Here is a 15,572-nt window from a genome sequence, read left to right as displayed (position 1 = left end):
TTGTTCAGAAAAGAATTCAAATTCGGCCTTGAACGAGTAAAACTTTCTAGGAAATAAGGTTGAACATGAGATTTTTTCGACTTGTTCAAAGTGGCCGTCCGGCATCCGGACACTCAAAACGGACGGGTCGAAAGAGTCAGACTTAAGCAATTAAGCGTTTTTCGCTATCTGCGTCAACCCCGTTGACGCGACCACCCTAAAAAAGTGGCGTGGTGAGGAATCGCCGTCCGTTTTACGGCGGCGAGGATGTCAACAAGGGGGGACTAAGGGGGGATCGGCACCCCCCTTATCAAGGGGGGCAGGGGGGATCGAACCTAAAATTCATTTTTAATTTAATTATAACCAGCTACTTAATCATTCTTAATTCTCCAGCAACCACGAGAATTTTTGATTTTTACAAGAGGTCTAGTTATGTCTTTATCAATTCGGGTAATTATCCTAATAGCGACGACAGTTTATCAGACGTTATCTGTTTGGTTAGAAGAACAAAAAGCACCTCCGGGTAATTTGATTAATCTGGGTAAATATCGCCTACATTTTTGTCTAGCAGGAGAGGCTAGTCCCACTATTATTATTGACCATAGTTTAGGGGGAATTGAGGGATATTTTTTGATAGAAGAATTGTCACAATTAGCTAGGGTTTGTATTTATGATCGAGCCGGTTATGGTTGGAGTGATCCTAGTCCATATCCCCGAACTAGCTACCAAATTGTTCAGGAATTAGATAAATTACTAACCCAAGCAAAAATAGAACCACCTTATATTTTAGTTGGTGATTCTTTTGGCAGTTATAATGTTCGACTGTATGCTCATCTGTTCCCAGAAAAAGTAGTAGGTTTGGTACTCACAGATGGTTTACACGACAAAGGAATGCTGAAAATGTCGCCAGCATTAAAGGCATTAAAATTATTTTTCATCTCTGGATTTTTGATGTCGATTATTGGCTCAATTTTAGGCATTATCCGAATTCTGAGAGTTCTGGGAGTTTTTGAATTATTAAAACCAGAATTGCGTCGCTTTTCCCCAGATTCTCGTCATCGAGTTAAGCGTTCTTTCTGTCGCGCTAAACACTGGATGACGATGAGTAGAGAAATGTTTAATCTCGACCAAAGCGCTCGTCAGGTGAGCGAGGCTAACAATTTCGGTAATTTACCGATAGTTAGTATTAAAGCTAATTCTTTTTTTAAACCTTCCCTTTGGACTCGCTTTATTCCCCTCAAAAGTGCCAACCAACTCCGGGAGGAGATGCACCTAGAATTAAGCAAGTTATCCAAAGATTTTCTGCAAATACAAGCAGATAAAAGTGGTCATTTTGTCTGGATGGATCAACCGGATGTGATGATCGATGCGGTCAGAATTTTGCTTGACAAAATTAACTCTGTGTGCTAAGTAATAAGGTAAAGTTAACTTCCTAGTTAGGATAGGCAAAAGGCAAGAGATTCGATCGAGATTAGCTGAAATCCTAGAGACTTATTGCCTAATTAGGGTTTGCTGAATAAATGTGAAATGTAGGCAAGGTAAGGGTTTTGTGGCTTTTCTGGCGAAACAGGTGCCAGATTTTGAGAGAATCCTGCTTCAAAACCTTGCGTCTTCATCGTCCCCCGTCCTGTAGGGGCGAAGCATTCGGGCAATAACCTATCGGTGAAACCGTAGATTTTCTATCCGAATGCTTCGCCCGTACTTATTCAGCAGACCCTAATTAGGGTTTGCTGAATAAATCTAAAAACCTTGTTCGATAAAACTTTTAGACTTTTTTGATATCAAAAAGTGTCAGCCATTGGAGTGAACGGGGGGGAATAAAACCCTACACCCCACACCCTACACCCCACACCCTACACCCCACCAACAGACTTTTTGCCGCAAACCCTAATTATTGAGGGTAATAATCTGAGCGCTAAAACCCTGTTTAGTCAACTCTTGTACCCGTTGTTTAGCTTGGTATTGTTGCTGAAATAACCCCGCTTGAATAACATTTTCTCCCGCGCGGATAAATGCGAGGGGTTCAATTTCTTGAATTTTTGCCAACGCTTCTGTACTATTACTCCTAACTTCAACCCGAAAGAGTTGATTAGTCGCAATAACCCGCTGCTGTGGTGGGGGAGAAGGGGGTTTATTGGTGCGATTTTGCGGTGTGGGAGCAGGTGGATTGACAGTTTGACGATTATGATTATTAACCAGCGTAGCATCGGCAGGACGCACGGTAGCGGGAGCTTGAAAAACGTATTCTCTCAGGGGTTGATTACCGGAAACTGCGTCCGCCACCGGGGGGCGAACTGATGGAGAATTAACGAGGGGTAAATTTAAGGGTGAACATTGGGAACAATTAACAGCACTGGGACTGTCTGAACGTTTAGTTGGTTGTCTCACCGCCGGCGGTGGGGGCAAACGACGACCGGGATAAAGATTCTGGGCAAAAGATAAGTTTGCTTTTAGCAGCACGGTTGCTTGAGCGATTATCCCGACTTTTAACCAAAATAAGGCCGAGAAAAACAGTAGGTTTGTTCTCATCATACTAGCTTGTCCTCACACGAGATTTGGGTACACCATGTCCAAATTTTAAAGGAGGAGATGCTAGTCTAGAAAGTATATTGGTTAAAAATCATGACAAGGTTTATGGGAAAAGTTGTTGTCGGTCTATCGGGGGGAGTAGATAGCTCTGTTGCCGCTGCCGCCTTACACGCTCAAGGTTATGATGTTATTGGCTTGACCCTGTGGTTAATGAAGGGTAAAGGTCAATGCTGCTCCGAGGGGATGGTAGATGCGGCCTTTATTTGTGAGCAGTTGGGGGTTCCCCATCATATCGTCGATAGTCGCGAGCTTTTCCAAAAAGAAATTATTGATTATCTAGTTTCCGGTTACGAAGCGGGAATCACACCGCTGCCCTGTTCTCAGTGCAATAAAGCGGTAAAATTTAGCCCGATGCTGCATTATGCTAGGGAAACCTTAGAAACGGATACTATTGCCACTGGTCACTACGCTAGAATTCGTTTTTCTCCTGAAAACAACCGTTATCAACTGCTGCGTGCCGTCGATAAAAATAAAGATCAATCCTATTTTCTCTATGATCTAACTCAAGATGTACTGCGTGGGACTTTATTTCCCTTGGGAGAACAAACCAAGGCAGAAACCCGCAGAATTGCCCAGGAATTCGGCTTAAAAACGGCAGATAAACCCGATAGTCAGGATTTATGCTTGATTGAAGCTCACGGAACTATGCGATCGTTCTTGGATAAGTATATCGCTGTTAGTGAGGGCGATATCGTCGATCTCGATGGCAAAGTTTTGGGTAAACATAGCGGTATCCATCATTATACGATCGGACAACGCAAAGGCATCGGCATCGCCGCCGCCGAACCTCTCTATGTGGTAAAACTCGATCCCGTCATGAATCGGGTTATCGTCGGTAATCGCGCCAGTGCCGTTAGTGCCGATTGTCTTGTCGGACGGATGAACTGGGTTTCTATTGCTGAACCCACCACCCCTATCCGCGCTCAAGTACAGGTCCGTTATCGTTCTCCGGCCGTTCCTGTCAATGTTATTCCCCTAGAAAATGAGCAAGTGAAGCTGGTTTTCGATGAACCACAATTTAGCATCACCCCGGGCCAAGCAGCCGTGATTTATGAAGGGGAAATCGTTCTCGGTGGGGGGATTATCTCAGGAGTAACCCCATAGGGAGAGCCACCAATTCACAAAATAACCTGATTATGGTTCGGGGGTCATTCTGCCAATTAGGGACTCTCCCCAGCAGGTTGAGCTAAAAATTAACGACGGGGTACAGAAGCCTCGATGTTAATATTCATAGCGGAGACTCTTGGTACAGGATTGCCTTTGGCGCTACCGAGACCCCGGGCCATAGCCAAGAAGCTGGAAGGATCGCCGGCTTTGGGTTATGGTAAATATTATGAAAACTTTTCTGACTTTTCTTCAGCTATTTATGAATGTCTGAATGATGTCCATCTGAAACATAAAAAAGAACTGGATTCGTTGCTCACTCTACGATTTCAGAAGTTTAATAAATCTCAGATTATGAACGTCTAAAGTATATACAATATCTGCGATCTCCCTTAAAAAGGGGGACTTTGAATCCGGTTCCCCCCTTTTTAAGGGGGACTAGGGGGGATCAATCAATGCTATAATAACCACTATTTATCAGCAGGTAAGATAAGGGTGAATTTATTAGTCCATCGTTATCAAATTGTGCGATCGCTTGCTTCTGGTGCATTTGGTGAAACTTTTCTAGCTAAAGATACCCAATTACCAGATCATCCTTGGTGTGTTGTCAAGCAACTTAAACCCCAATCTGATCCCCAATCTTGGCAAATAGCAATGCGTTTATTTGATACAGAAGCAAGAAGTCTTTATCAATTGGGAAAACACGCTCAAATCCCCCAATTATTTGCCCATTTTTCTGAAAATAATCAATTTTATCTCGTTCAAGAATATATTGAGGGACATCCTTTAGGTGAGGAAACTATACTAGGGAAACAATGGGAAGAAATAGCAGTAATTGAATTTTTAGAAGATGTATTATCAACTTTAGCTTTTGTACATCAGCATAACGTTATTCATCGGGATATTAAACCTGATAACTTAATTAGACGCAAACGAGATAATAAAATTATTTTAATTGATTTTGGTGCGGTAAAACAGATTATTAATTTAAGTAATCCTCAAAACCAACCTAAGACAATTGGAATAGGAACACCAGGATATATGTCAAATGAACAAAATCTAGGAAAACCTACCTTTAGCAGTGATATTTATTCTGTGGGAATGATTGCTATTCAGATGTTAACGGGATATTATCCTACCCAATTAGTTGATAGTCAAACAGGAGAAATACATTGGCAAAATAAAGTCAAAACAACACCTAAATTTACTGATATTTTAGTTAAAATGAGTCATCCAGATTTTCAACAACGCTATCCCTCAGCTACAGAAGCTTTGCAAGCAATTCAAGGTTTACAGGGAGTCTCCCCTACCATTGCGCCAACAGTTTCTATGTCTCATTCTTCATCTATACAAAATAAAGTGGGTAAAATTGCCGTTATTCCCCTAATTTTAATGTTACTTTTAGGAGGAGTAATTGGTATTGGGGTGATCAATTTATCTGAGAGACAACAAAACAATGAGACACAACATCAACCTGCTTTTTAAGCTATAAAGGTAATAGGAACAAGTTTAACAGGAGTAAGTAAGATTTATGAAGCGTCAGACTTCGGGAATAGCAGTCTCACTTTTATTTGGTTTGCTAATGCTGACATCAGGATGTCAAGGAAATTCTAATGCTGCAACAAAATCTAAGTTTTTTTGTGGAAATGCTCAATATTTAGGTAAAAATGTGCCAGCTACTATTGTCCATAATCCAAATTCAGACAGAGATTTTACTATAATTATTTGGAAACCAGATAATTATTATTTTGGTAATCAATGGAATCCTCGAAAACGATGTGATCAAGTTTCTAGACGATTCCAAGATATTTATGATCGGGATGGACTACAGTATGTCACAGCTACCGTAGCAACTTGGATTAGCGATCGAGAAGTTCCCGTTGTCTGTGGAGTAAAATCCAAAAGTGCTACTTGTGATCAAGATGATTTACTCTTTACTTTGGAAACTAAGGATGAGCCTTATGCAGTATTAGATGATCTTATGGAAATTCGTCAAGCACCTGATAACAATACACCCTTAACTAGAGGAGTAAATGATTCTAAAAATTCTGGTAAAAAGCAGCAAGTTTTTTATGATTTATCTGAGGTTTTGAAAGTAGAAAAATCCCCAAAACAGCCATCTAATCCAAACAATGGTGCAGCGTTTTAGACTCAAAAAACAAAATTTTATCTGATCATATTAATATGATCAGATAAAATTTTGTCTGAATCATTATCTAAATTATCATGCTCTATATATACAATTGAAGTAATTCTCTGGAGGTAATCATGAAACTATCTCAATTAGCGACTACCGTAATTATTGCTCTAACGTCAAGTCTCTTTAATCCTTTTCATTATGGCAATTTCAATCGTTTAGGTATTTCCTCAGTTTTAGCAGCAGATTTTTATGTAAATAATCCAGATCGTCCTATCAATGGTAAGCCTCTAACTTTAGAAAAAGCCTATTATTTAGTTTTTCTTCCTCAAAATTTAGTGCAGTATGGTAATACTCTTTCGGAAGCGGATAAAAAAGCTATTATTGAAGATATGCCAAAAATTCAGGAATTTTTAGAAAAAAATGACGGAAAAATTGAATGGGATAAAATATGCACAGTTTATCAAATTGCTGAAGATTGGAAAAGAGCAATTAATGCTTGTAAGAAGGAATTAGAATCTCAACAATCTAATATAGAACAAGGACAAGTTCTAGGAGAGTTAGGAATAAATGATCCTTTTACTCAACTTGCTGAAGCCTACATAGGTGCTGGAGAATATGACAATGCAATTAATTATTTAAACAAAGGTCTTGAATTTTCTCAAGTTGGTCATCTATTGGGATTACCAAAAGAAACAAATTTTAAATTTTCATATTTATTATCAATGAATCTAGGAATAATTTATTTGAAGCGAGGGAATTATCAAGAGTCAATTAAATATTACCAACAGGCATTAGATAATGTATTATCAAACCAACAAGCATTTATGTGTGAAACCTGTCAAACGAGTGAATTTCATGGGATAGTATCTTCAATACATGAAGGGATAGCATTTGCTTTACTTTGGCAGGGAAATTTGCAGGAAGCAGAAAAATCATTTACAGAAGCAATGAAAAATGATGAAATCTCTTGGGAACAAACAGTTAGCTTTTTAAAACCACCGTACATTGAGGGAGGTATGACAGAGGGAAATTTAGTTAATGAAGTTTTTTCATACCCTTATGGATTACAAGAATTAAAAGTTAAACAAGGTAAATACAATGAAGCTCTAGAGTTGGCAGAAATGGGAAGAACTCGCATTCTTTCCTATTTAATCTCTAAATCAAATGATACATCTATAACTATTTCAGAAATTCAGCAACTTGCCAGAAAGAAAAATGCGACGATAGTTAAATATTCTTGGCTTGAGAGTCCTAAAATTTATATCTGGGTAATTCAACCTAGTGGTGAAATTCATTTTTCTCAAGTTGATCTTTCTCAACCATCAATTAACCCTCAACAAACTCAAGGACATTCATTCGCAAGAGGAATTAGTCTCAATTCTAATTCTTATATTAATTCTAAATTGTTGATTCCTTTGGGAATTTTACTTATAGGCATTTCCTTGAGCTATTTCTTATTACGTCATCGTAAACCCTTAATGATTGTAGGAATTGTAGCTAGTGGTTTAACATCTTCTTTCTTATTCTTTCAACAAAATCAAACCCCTTCCTTGAATATTGACAATAAAAGTTTAGTCCAACTCACTCAACAAACTTTTGCAACTGTCAGAAGTAATAATCGAGATACCCTATCTAATGCTGTGACAGCAACAATCTGTGAAGATCAAACCCAATGCTTAGACAGATTATCTCAGATTCTTATTGCTCCTATTGCCAAATTTTTACCTAAAAATCCAGAAGAATCCGTTATTTTTATCCCTGATAGAGAACTCTTTAGAGTTCCTTTTGCTGCTTTAAAAACTGCTGATGGAAAATATATAATAGAAAAGCATCCAATCCAGATTTTTCCCTCTATTCAAACCCTACAACTAATTGATCAAGAATCTAGTAACAATACCCTAAATCTTACCTCAAATGCTCTAATTGTTGGGAATCCTACCATGCCTAAAATGGAAAATGGTCAACAACTTCCTGCTTTACCCGGAACAGAAAAAGAAGCACAAGTTATCTCTAATTTTTTAGGAACTCAACCCCTAATTGGTGAACAAGCGAATATACAAAATGTCACCGGACAAATGCCTAATGCTGATATTATTCACTTAGCAACTCATGGAAATTCTCAATCAATTGCTTTAGCTCCTGCTGAGGGACAAACTGGCTTTTTGAGTGGAGAAATCTATGGAATGAATTTACGCGCTAATTTAGTTGTTTTAAGTGCTTGTGATACAGGATTAGGAGATATTACCAGTGATGGAGTTGTAGGTATAGCAAGACCTTTTATGGCAGCAGGAGTCAAAAGTGTAGTTGTTTCTTTATGGTCTGTTCCCGATGCAGCAACTTCTGATTTAATGATCGAATTTTACAACAATCTTAAAACTAAACCCAATAAAGCCCAAGCTTTACAACAAGCAATGTTAACTATTATGAAACAACACCCTGAACCTGTTAACTGGGCTGGATTTATATTAGTTGGAGAAGCAGAGTAAGCGATTACTGGAAGGTGTCCTATGGGTTTTGCCTGAATGGGTTATGATATGATTGGTGCGATCGCTGTTATTTCTGTCTGGGGTTTCTCCAAACGCAATGCTTTAGATCTGGTACAAAAAGAAGATTAACACAAATTGTATAGTGCGATGCCGAAGGCACTGCGTAGCAGTACGCCGATCTTGTCGGTTGGGTTGAGGCAACGAAACGCAACACTACCTTTTCCTATCTTTCACTTAATGGGACAACGCAAAGGCATCGGCATCGCCGCCGCCGAACCTCTCTATGTGGTAAAACTCGATCCCGTCATGAATCGGGTTATCGTCGGTAATCGCGCCAGTGCCGTTAGTGCCGATTGTCTTGTCGGACGGATGAACTGGGTTTCTATTGCTGAACCCACCACCCCTATCCGCGCTCAAGTACAGGTCCGTTATCGTTCTCCGGCCGTTCCTGTCAATGTTATTCCCCTAGAAAATGAGCAAGTGAAGCTGGTTTTCGATGAACCACAATTTAGCATCACCCCGGGCCAAGCAGCCGTGATTTATGAAGGGGAAATCGTTCTCGGTGGGGGGATTATCTCAGGAGTAACCCCATAGGGAGAGCCACCAATTCACAAAATAACCTGATTATGGTTCGGGGGTCATTCTGCCAATTAGGGACTCTCCCCAGCAGGTTGAGCTAAAAATTAACGACGGGGTACAGAAGCCTCGATGTTAATATTCATAGCGGAGACTCTTGGTACAGGATTGCCTTTGGCGCTACCGAGACCCCGGGCCATAGCCAAGAAGCTGGAAGGATCGCCGGCTTTGGGTTTTTGCTCTTGGGGAACATAGCGACGGACAGCATTCTGCCAAACGATTTGGGGGAAGCCCAAAATACCACGATAGTAGCCATCGTAGCGAGGCGAGGTGATGTTGAATGGACGTTCACCGATGTCGCGGCTGGCTAGGGTGCGACGACGTTGGTAGGGAACAGTATCATAACCAAAGCTTTGCAGATACTCGTCACTGTTGAGAAGTTGATCGACAAAACCTTGAATCCCTTTGGTGGCAACGACAATCGACCAAGCAATTTTTTCTCTTTCGCTATAGACATCGCGACCGAGGACTCTTTGTACTACCTGTTCGACAAAGCGATAGTTGCTGTTTTTCTCGTAGAAGCTGTTATAGAAGGTTTTCGATAACAGTAAACCACGAATGAAATCCCGCACCGATAATTGTCCATTGCGTAATTGGGATTCGAGGAAGGGTTCCCGATCCCATTTGAAGGCATGGAAGAAAATCTGACGGTAAGCGGCTTCGATTAAATCGTCCAGGTCGGTAGGGGAGAGGACATTTTCCGTCGTGTAAACTTTCGGTTTTTCGTCTCCACCGACATCATAACCAGCTACCCGCACGTTTTGGGACTTGGGGGCGTAATTTAAAAGAGGAATGGCCAAGGGTAAACCTCCGTATCCTTAGAAATGCTTAAAAAACTTTCCTCCTAATGATAAGGGAGTAAGTGCCAACTAGAAAAGAAATATTAAAAATTCTTACAATTGTTAAGAAAACTTGCTTATCATCCGGGGTGTTGGGGAGCGCCGGAGCAGGGAGTGCCGGAGCAGGGAGAAAAAACTGATGACTGATGACTGATGACTGATAACTGATAAGTAGGTAGGCGTTAAAGGTTGTCAGATCCCCCGCCTATCGGCACCCCCCTTATCAAGGGGGGCAGGGGGGATCGAACCTAAAATCCATTTTTAATTTAATTATAACCAGCTACTTAACTGAATTTACCAGCCACTAATCGAATAGGATGAAGGTTCGGGGGAATCACTAGAGACTGACTCCGATGACTGATTGCGGGATTCAGCACAGAAAGTGGCCGTATTAAAACCGCCAAAACGTTGAACTGTGCTAGTGCGGAGACGTAAATCGGCATCGGCAAACCAAAAACGCTCGATCGAGGTCATAGTTTCGTATTCTGTAATTAAGACTAAACCTTCCTGTTCATCAATGTGATAACGGCCCGCCACGGGAATGATTTCCGCATAACCTCGCTCCCGCAGGAGAACACCCGCTTGGGGATTATCTTCATCGGGAATTAGCGCAAAAACGGTGGTTCCTTGATGATTTTCGTCTTCTTTGTCCCACTGCATCGAACCATCCCAACTGACAAAGGCACCCCCCACAGTCTTAGCGGGATCCACTTCGTGCATTTCACAGATAGCGATAATTTTCGGGTTATCGGCGCTTAAAGCTTCCACATAAATCTCGGAATCGCCGGTTTCTGAGCGTCGAAAGGGTAAATGATGGGTGGTGCGCTGAGATTTCCACTGTCCCGCACTTTTCTGAAAAAAGGTCATCCCGTCCATAGTTTTTATCCTCTATTTTTCCCATCTATTTTAACGCCATGGCCGTTTTCTGTAACCCTTGTCCTCCTCTCTCTCTCATTCATCCCCAAAATAATCATGATCAATTCTCTTGATTTCATAGATTTCTTTTGTCGATACACCTAAATTATAATCAATCATCAATTGACCTAATTCTTCCCCATCAATCAGCACTATTTTTATCTCATTTCTGGGGGCATATTCTAACGCCTCTTTGGTAAAATATGAGGTGGTGATAAAAATACCTTTTTTGGCTCCTTGTCCCGCTAATGCCCCGACAAATTTCTGAATTTCTGGACGACCAACGGCATTATTATCAGCCCATCTTTTGGCTTGAATATAGATTATATCTAAACCGAGTCTATCTTCTTTTATTATCCCATCAATCCCTTGATCCCCGCTCTTACCCACTGCTTTACCTGCATCTCTAATCGAGCCACCATAACCCATTTTTACCAGTAATTCTACTACTAATTTTTCAAAAGCATCTGGGGATAATTTTCGCAGAATAGAAAGTAATTCTGTCGCTAATGCTTGACGAATTTCTTGATAGGAGTTTTCTAGTAATTCATAGGGTGTTTGTTCTTGATCAGAAGCTAATAAATTGCTTTCAAAAGTAATAGTTTCATTTTGCTTATTGACTCTAGTAAATTCTTGAAACTCAGGAAATTGCCTGAGAAATTTTGTATCGATATGGTCTAGATTTTGAGATAAGATTTCTTTTCCTTTCTCAGAAATTAAGTAGTCGTGCAAAATTAATTTCCTAGTCGAGACTCCCAGACTCCGAGACTCCGAGACTCCGAGACGGGATACAGCTATTAGGGATCGGATTTGAGTTTTCAGTTCACTGTTTACTCACATCAGCAAAAGGCTGACGGCTGAGAGCTTAGATGTGTAATTAATTTTGCTTAGGTACTTACAAAAGTTGCCCTTTGGGTTGAGTCAATTAATCCCGCTTTCTTTAAATAGGTTTTTGCCCAACCGACTCGATTAGCAAAAATTTCTTGTTGTCCACTGGGAAGCATTTCTTTTCTTTCCGCTTCCGTGACTTGAAACTCTCTGACCAAGGCTTCAAAAATTTCTCGATATTTATAAACTTTGCCATCTGCAAGTATTTTTAATAGCGGCAACATAATCGATTGAAAATCTGGAATAGGCATAGTTCAGATGAAAAGCGGGGTCAGTCATTCCGATTATACAGCAACAATCTCCAAGAATTTAAGTAGCTGGTTATAATTAAATTAAAAATGGATTTTAGGTTCGATCCCCCCTGCCCCCTTGATAAGGGGGGTGCCGATAGGCGGGGGGATCCCCCTTAATAAGGAGGCATCTGATAATTTTTAACGCCTACCTACTTAGATAGATAATAATACCAAATCTGTTTTTAATAGTGCGATTAACTGCCAATCGAACTTTAAAAACCCACTCCTTACTTACCTAATTCCCCACTCCCTACCCTCCTATACTTTTAAAACAGGATTTAGTATAATACACCTGAAATTATTAATGATTGGGAGGCATTCCTAAAGAATTTGAGACAGAAATTATCGCTATTGATAATCGTCTTGATACTCCAAAATAAGCTGTTTACTATCTAAATTACTTGTTAAGACTGTCTATGAGCGCCAGAGCGGGTAGCAGGGAGTGTCAATGTCATAAGTAGCTGGTTATAATTAAATTAGAAATGGATTTTAGGTTCGATCCCCCCTGCCCCCCTTGATAAGGGGGGTGCCGATAGGCGGGGGGATCTGATAATTTTTAACGCCTACCTACTTAGCTAAAAAATCCCTATCCCTGCTATTCGTACAAAATCTCATCAAAACAAGCTTCTCCCACACTCGCTAAAGTTCTAGCGGTAGCTTTATCGGTTTTCGACTTCTGCACGAGGGCGCGGAATTGCTGTAGATTGTAACGAGCTTGGAATTTTTTAATCGTGCAGTCGCATAGGTCTTTTGCCACATCAGCAGCTAATCCTTCCCCCCGCGCTCTTTGTAAACATTCTTGACGATAACTATCGAAAGTCGTGGCAGTATTAGAACTTTGGCTAAGGTAAACGGCATTATTAGCCTGTACTGGCAAGGATAAAGCCAATAAACCGATAAAAGTTAGTAAATATCTTTGATTTCTCATCATAATCGCTTTTTTAAGCCTGAAATCCCCCACTAGATTAGAGAACTGCTGCATAAATTATAGATCGATCGCTCAACTCTTGGGTTCCAGTCTTGGCAAACTGTCATCTGTTATGCTACGATGAATACTGCTTGATCGGCGCCATCGCCAAGTGGTAAGGCAGAGGTCTGCAAAACCTTTACCCCCAGTTCGAATCTGGGTGGCGCCTTGGAAAATATCGGCAATCTTTTCTTGATTGCCTTGTCTAAATTAAGGTTTACCAAGGTTTTACCTAGAATGTCGGATGAATGCCCCCGCTACATTTTTCGACAAGATACTCACCTTTGCGGGGGATGAAATCCGACCAGAATATCAACCGCGGAGCATCGGTTTAATTCCCCCATCTGTCGGTAAACTGTGTTATCAGTAGTCAGGCAAAATAAATTTCCTAGTGAAGATAGGCAAAAGGCACTCTTGCAATAGGCAAAAGGAGGAATAGATAATCAGTCTTTAATAACTGGATTTAGTGTTATAATTAATTTAACCAATGGTCGAGGATTATTAGATGCTAGTCGTAGAAGCGAAGTTAAAAAACGGAACACCAGAGCAATATCACCGGCTTGATGAAGCAATTAGAACATCTCAGTTTGTGCGTAACTCTTGTGTTCGTTATTGGATGGACAATAAGGGGACAACCCGTAATGACCTCCAAAAACTTTGCGCGGTACTAGCTAACAATAAAGAGACACCATGGGTTAATAAATTAAACTCTCAAGCTCGTCAATCGGCTGCTGATAGAGCCTGGCAATCAATTAATAGGTTTTATCAGAATTGTCATGCTAAGATACTTGGGAAAAAGGGTTTTCCTCGGTTCAAAAAGCATAGCCGTTCCGTTGAGTATAAACTAACGGGCTACAAACTATCTAATGAGCGACGTAAAATCAGATTTACTGACGGGTTTAAAGCAGGAGAATTTGATTTATGGTGTAGTCAAAAGACATTAGTTTATTATTCAGAGCAACAGATTAAACGGGTAAGAGTTGTTAGACGTGCTGATGGTTATTATTGCCAGTTTTTGATTGACATAGAACGGAAAGAATACCATAAACCAACGGGACAAATAACAGGAATTGACTTAGGGTTAAAAGAGTTTTATACTGATGCCCAAGGCAATACTGTAGAGAATCCACGTTATTTACGAAAGTCAGAAAAACGACTGAAAAAAGCACAAAGGAGATTATCAAAACGATTTCTTCAAGGGAAAAAACAGTCTAAAAACTATCACAAGCAACGGATAAAAGTAGCTAGGCTTCACCTGAAAGTATCAAGACAACGTAAAGACAAAGCAATTAAAGACGCTTTGGCGTTAGTCCAGTCTAATGATCTGGTAGTTTATGAAGCTTTAAAGGTAAGAAACTTAGTAAAAAATCGTCAGCTTGCCAAGTCGATTTCTGATGCTTCTTGGTATCAATTCACTGAATGGTTGAATTATTTTGCCAAGATTTATCGGATTGTTTGTATTGCTGTTACTCCCCATTTCACGACTCAAGATTGTTCAGTTTGTGGGACGAGAGTTCAAAAAACCTTAAGCACTAGAACTCATCAATGCCCCAATTGTAAAACAGTCTTGGATAGGGATCATAATGCAGCAATAAATATTCTTAAAAAAGGGTTGCAATATTTGGGAAATCATCTCAACGGTACTGTTGGGCAAACAGAAACCGACCCAAACGCCTTGGGAGAGTCCGGTCTCTGGGTTTTCAGTGGAGACATTGAGAATCTAAGCTGTCTCGTTGAACAAGGAATTTCTAACAGCGATGTGGAAAGAATCCCCCGTCACAGCGTAGCTTGACGGTGGGAGTATGTCAATTGATAGGCTGCCACTAGATAACGAAAAATATACTCAACTATCTCTAAATAATTCTCGGTAGTTTCTAGAGACTCACCCCACACCGTCACACCATGGTAAGAAATCAGTAAAGCGGGAATTTCCGGGGGGAAAGTTGAGAATCTACTTTCTATTTCTGCGGCAATTTTCGGCACATCGAGATAGTTAGCAAAAACCGGCATAAATACTTGAGGATTTTCTACCCAAATACCTAAACCTTTCAACATTTCTAAGGGAGGTAACGATAACTTATCCTCACGAGCAAAACGGGAAACTAAATTCGCTTCCACTGAGTGGACATGATAACAAGCTTGTGCTTGGGGAAAGAGACAATAAATCACCTGATGAATGCTAGTTTCGGCCGAAGGACGATTATCTCGATGAGCTAATTCTCTGACTTTTCCCGTCAGATCCACGCGCACAAAATCCTGTTCTGTGAGTTTACCTTTACTTTTGCCACTGGCAGTAATCCAAAAACTATGATCATCAACTTTAGCGGATAAATTACCCGCCGTGCCAAGCATCCAACCCAGTTGATAAAATCTTCGGGCAGCTGCCACTAGAGACAGACGAGGATCGCTCATGGTTTTTAGAGATATGGTGGATAGGTATCGACCTATTATAACAAGTTGAAGCGAGCAGACGACCCACTCGCCAGCAGATTTGGTGAGGATGTCAATCTGGATAATCTCGCTCAAAACTAAAGCCAAGGCAGAATAGGGTGAGGAACCAGTGAGTCAAAAAGAAGATTTAACCGTGGTAAGTAGGTAGGCGTTAAAAATTATCAGATCCCCCCGCCTATCGGCACCCCCCTTATCAAGGGGGGCAGGGGGGATCGAACCTAAAATCCATTTTTAATTTAATTATAACCAGCTACTTAATGTGTTGGGAATGTGTTAGGTTAAAGA

11 protein-coding genes, 1 tRNA gene and 5 pseudogenes are annotated in these 15,572 nt (G+C 40.5%); 9 read left to right on the top strand and 8 right to left on the bottom strand.

All coding sequences use genetic code 11. From position 1 onward, the window contains the following. The first annotated feature begins 411 nt into the window (after window positions 1-411). Window positions 412-1,389: an alpha/beta fold hydrolase gene (locus VL20_RS14370; RefSeq protein WP_052276886.1), complete on the top strand. Its 978-nt coding sequence runs from the start codon at window positions 412-414 to the stop codon at window positions 1,387-1,389. Between the two features lie 477 nt (window positions 1,390-1,866). On the opposite strand, the gene VL20_RS14365 is transcribed toward VL20_RS14370, so the two are convergent. Continuing rightward, entirely contained in the window at window positions 1,867-2,511 is a 645-nt protein-coding gene (locus tag VL20_RS14365) for a hypothetical protein (RefSeq protein ID WP_052276885.1), read from the bottom strand. A gap of 102 nt (window positions 2,512-2,613) precedes the next feature. Here VL20_RS14365 and mnmA point away from each other — a divergent pair, with 102 nt between their 5' ends. After that, complete coding sequence (mnmA, locus tag VL20_RS14360) at window positions 2,614-3,672, top strand: tRNA 2-thiouridine(34) synthase MnmA (RefSeq protein ID WP_052276884.1); 1,059 nt, start codon at window positions 2,614-2,616, stop codon at window positions 3,670-3,672. A gap of 89 nt (window positions 3,673-3,761) precedes the next feature. Here the strand turns inward: mnmA and VL20_RS28845 are convergent. Next, window positions 3,762-3,887 (bottom strand): annotated as a pseudogene (locus VL20_RS28845) (phycobilisome rod-core linker polypeptide); the annotation flags it as partial. Window position 3,888: 1 nt separating this feature from the next. On the opposite strand from VL20_RS28845, the pseudogene VL20_RS14355 reads away from it, so the two are divergent. The 5 genes and pseudogenes from VL20_RS14355 to VL20_RS14335 all read left to right on the top strand — a co-directional run. Then, window positions 3,889-4,038 (top strand): annotated as a pseudogene (locus VL20_RS14355) (IS630 family transposase); the annotation flags it as partial. Between the two features lie 129 nt (window positions 4,039-4,167). Then, window positions 4,168-5,157 (top strand): serine/threonine-protein kinase, encoded by a 990-nt coding sequence (locus VL20_RS14350; protein WP_052276883.1) that lies wholly within the window; start codon window positions 4,168-4,170, stop codon window positions 5,155-5,157. Window positions 5,158-5,203: 46 nt separating this feature from the next. Beyond that, window positions 5,204-5,821, top strand: coding sequence for a COP23 domain-containing protein (locus VL20_RS14345; RefSeq protein WP_052276882.1), 618 nt, complete (start codon window positions 5,204-5,206; stop codon window positions 5,819-5,821). 119 nt (window positions 5,822-5,940) lie between these two features. After that, window positions 5,941-8,298: a CHAT domain-containing protein gene (locus tag VL20_RS14340; RefSeq protein ID WP_052276881.1), complete on the top strand. Its 2,358-nt coding sequence runs from the start codon at window positions 5,941-5,943 to the stop codon at window positions 8,296-8,298. A gap of 231 nt (window positions 8,299-8,529) precedes the next feature. Then, a pseudogene (locus VL20_RS14335) lies at window positions 8,530-8,892 on the top strand (aminomethyltransferase beta-barrel domain-containing protein); the annotation flags it as partial. An 89-nt stretch (window positions 8,893-8,981) separates the two neighbouring features. On the opposite strand, the gene VL20_RS14330 reads toward VL20_RS14335, so the two are convergent. The 5 genes and pseudogenes from VL20_RS14330 to VL20_RS14310 all read right to left on the bottom strand — a co-directional run bounded on the left by VL20_RS14330 (window position 8,982) and on the right by VL20_RS14310 (window position 12,800). After that, window positions 8,982-9,734, bottom strand: coding sequence for a phycobilisome rod-core linker polypeptide (locus VL20_RS14330; protein WP_016515545.1), 753 nt, complete (start codon window positions 9,732-9,734; stop codon window positions 8,982-8,984). A gap of 333 nt (window positions 9,735-10,067) precedes the next feature. Next, window positions 10,068-10,649 carry a phycobiliprotein lyase gene (locus tag VL20_RS14325; protein WP_002803416.1) on the bottom strand — a complete coding sequence of 194 codons (582 nt, stop codon included), beginning with the start codon at window positions 10,647-10,649 and terminating at the stop codon, window positions 10,068-10,070. 75 nt (window positions 10,650-10,724) lie between these two features. Further along, window positions 10,725-11,405 (bottom strand): annotated as a pseudogene (locus VL20_RS14320) (restriction endonuclease); the annotation flags it as partial. Between the two features lie 179 nt (window positions 11,406-11,584). Beyond that, window positions 11,585-11,827, bottom strand: a pseudogene (locus VL20_RS14315) (winged helix-turn-helix domain-containing protein); the annotation flags it as partial. Window positions 11,828-12,464: 637 nt separating this feature from the next. Then, a complete protein-coding gene (locus tag VL20_RS14310) occupies window positions 12,465-12,800 on the bottom strand; it encodes a hypothetical protein (RefSeq protein WP_052278473.1) in 336 nt (111 codons plus the stop codon). Between the two features lie 134 nt (window positions 12,801-12,934). On the opposite strand from VL20_RS14310, the gene VL20_RS14305 reads away from it, so the two are divergent. Both VL20_RS14305 and VL20_RS14300 read left to right on the top strand, forming a co-directional pair. Continuing rightward, window positions 12,935-13,005: transfer RNA gene (locus VL20_RS14305), tRNA-Cys, on the top strand. 336 nt (window positions 13,006-13,341) lie between these two features. Then, entirely contained in the window at window positions 13,342-14,628 is a 1,287-nt protein-coding gene (locus tag VL20_RS14300; RefSeq protein ID WP_052276879.1) for an RNA-guided endonuclease InsQ/TnpB family protein, read from the top strand. On the opposite strand, the gene mtnB is transcribed toward VL20_RS14300, so the two are convergent. Further along, window positions 14,613-15,248: a methylthioribulose 1-phosphate dehydratase gene (gene mtnB, locus VL20_RS14295; protein WP_052276878.1), complete on the bottom strand. Its 636-nt coding sequence runs from the start codon at window positions 15,246-15,248 to the stop codon at window positions 14,613-14,615. The genes VL20_RS14300 and mtnB overlap by 16 nt on opposite strands. Window positions 15,249-15,572 lie beyond the last annotated feature (324 nt).

The sequence above is a fragment of the Microcystis panniformis FACHB-1757 genome (assembly GCF_001264245.1).
Classification (GTDB): domain Bacteria; phylum Cyanobacteriota; class Cyanobacteriia; order Cyanobacteriales; family Microcystaceae; genus Microcystis; species Microcystis panniformis.
This window is presented reverse-complemented; position numbering and strand designations above follow the sequence as displayed.

Coding starts and splice junctions, on each gene's coding strand:
- VL20_RS14370 (WP_052276886.1), top strand. CDS start 412: ATGTCTTTATCAATTCGGGTAATTATCCTAATAGCGACGACAGTTTAT.
- VL20_RS14365 (WP_052276885.1), bottom strand. CDS start 2,511: ATGATGAGAACAAACCTACTGTTTTTCTCGGCCTTATTTTGGTTAAAA.
- mnmA (WP_052276884.1), top strand. CDS start 2,614: ATGGGAAAAGTTGTTGTCGGTCTATCGGGGGGAGTAGATAGCTCTGTT.
- VL20_RS14345 (WP_052276882.1), top strand. CDS start 5,204: ATGAAGCGTCAGACTTCGGGAATAGCAGTCTCACTTTTATTTGGTTTG.
- VL20_RS14340 (WP_052276881.1), top strand. CDS start 5,941: ATGAAACTATCTCAATTAGCGACTACCGTAATTATTGCTCTAACGTCA.
- VL20_RS14325 (WP_002803416.1), bottom strand. CDS start 10,649: ATGGACGGGATGACCTTTTTTCAGAAAAGTGCGGGACAGTGGAAATCT.
- VL20_RS14310 (WP_052278473.1), bottom strand. CDS start 12,800: ATGATGAGAAATCAAAGATATTTACTAACTTTTATCGGTTTATTGGCT.
- VL20_RS14300 (WP_052276879.1), top strand. CDS start 13,342: ATGCTAGTCGTAGAAGCGAAGTTAAAAAACGGAACACCAGAGCAATAT.
- mtnB (WP_052276878.1), bottom strand. CDS start 15,248: ATGAGCGATCCTCGTCTGTCTCTAGTGGCAGCTGCCCGAAGATTTTAT.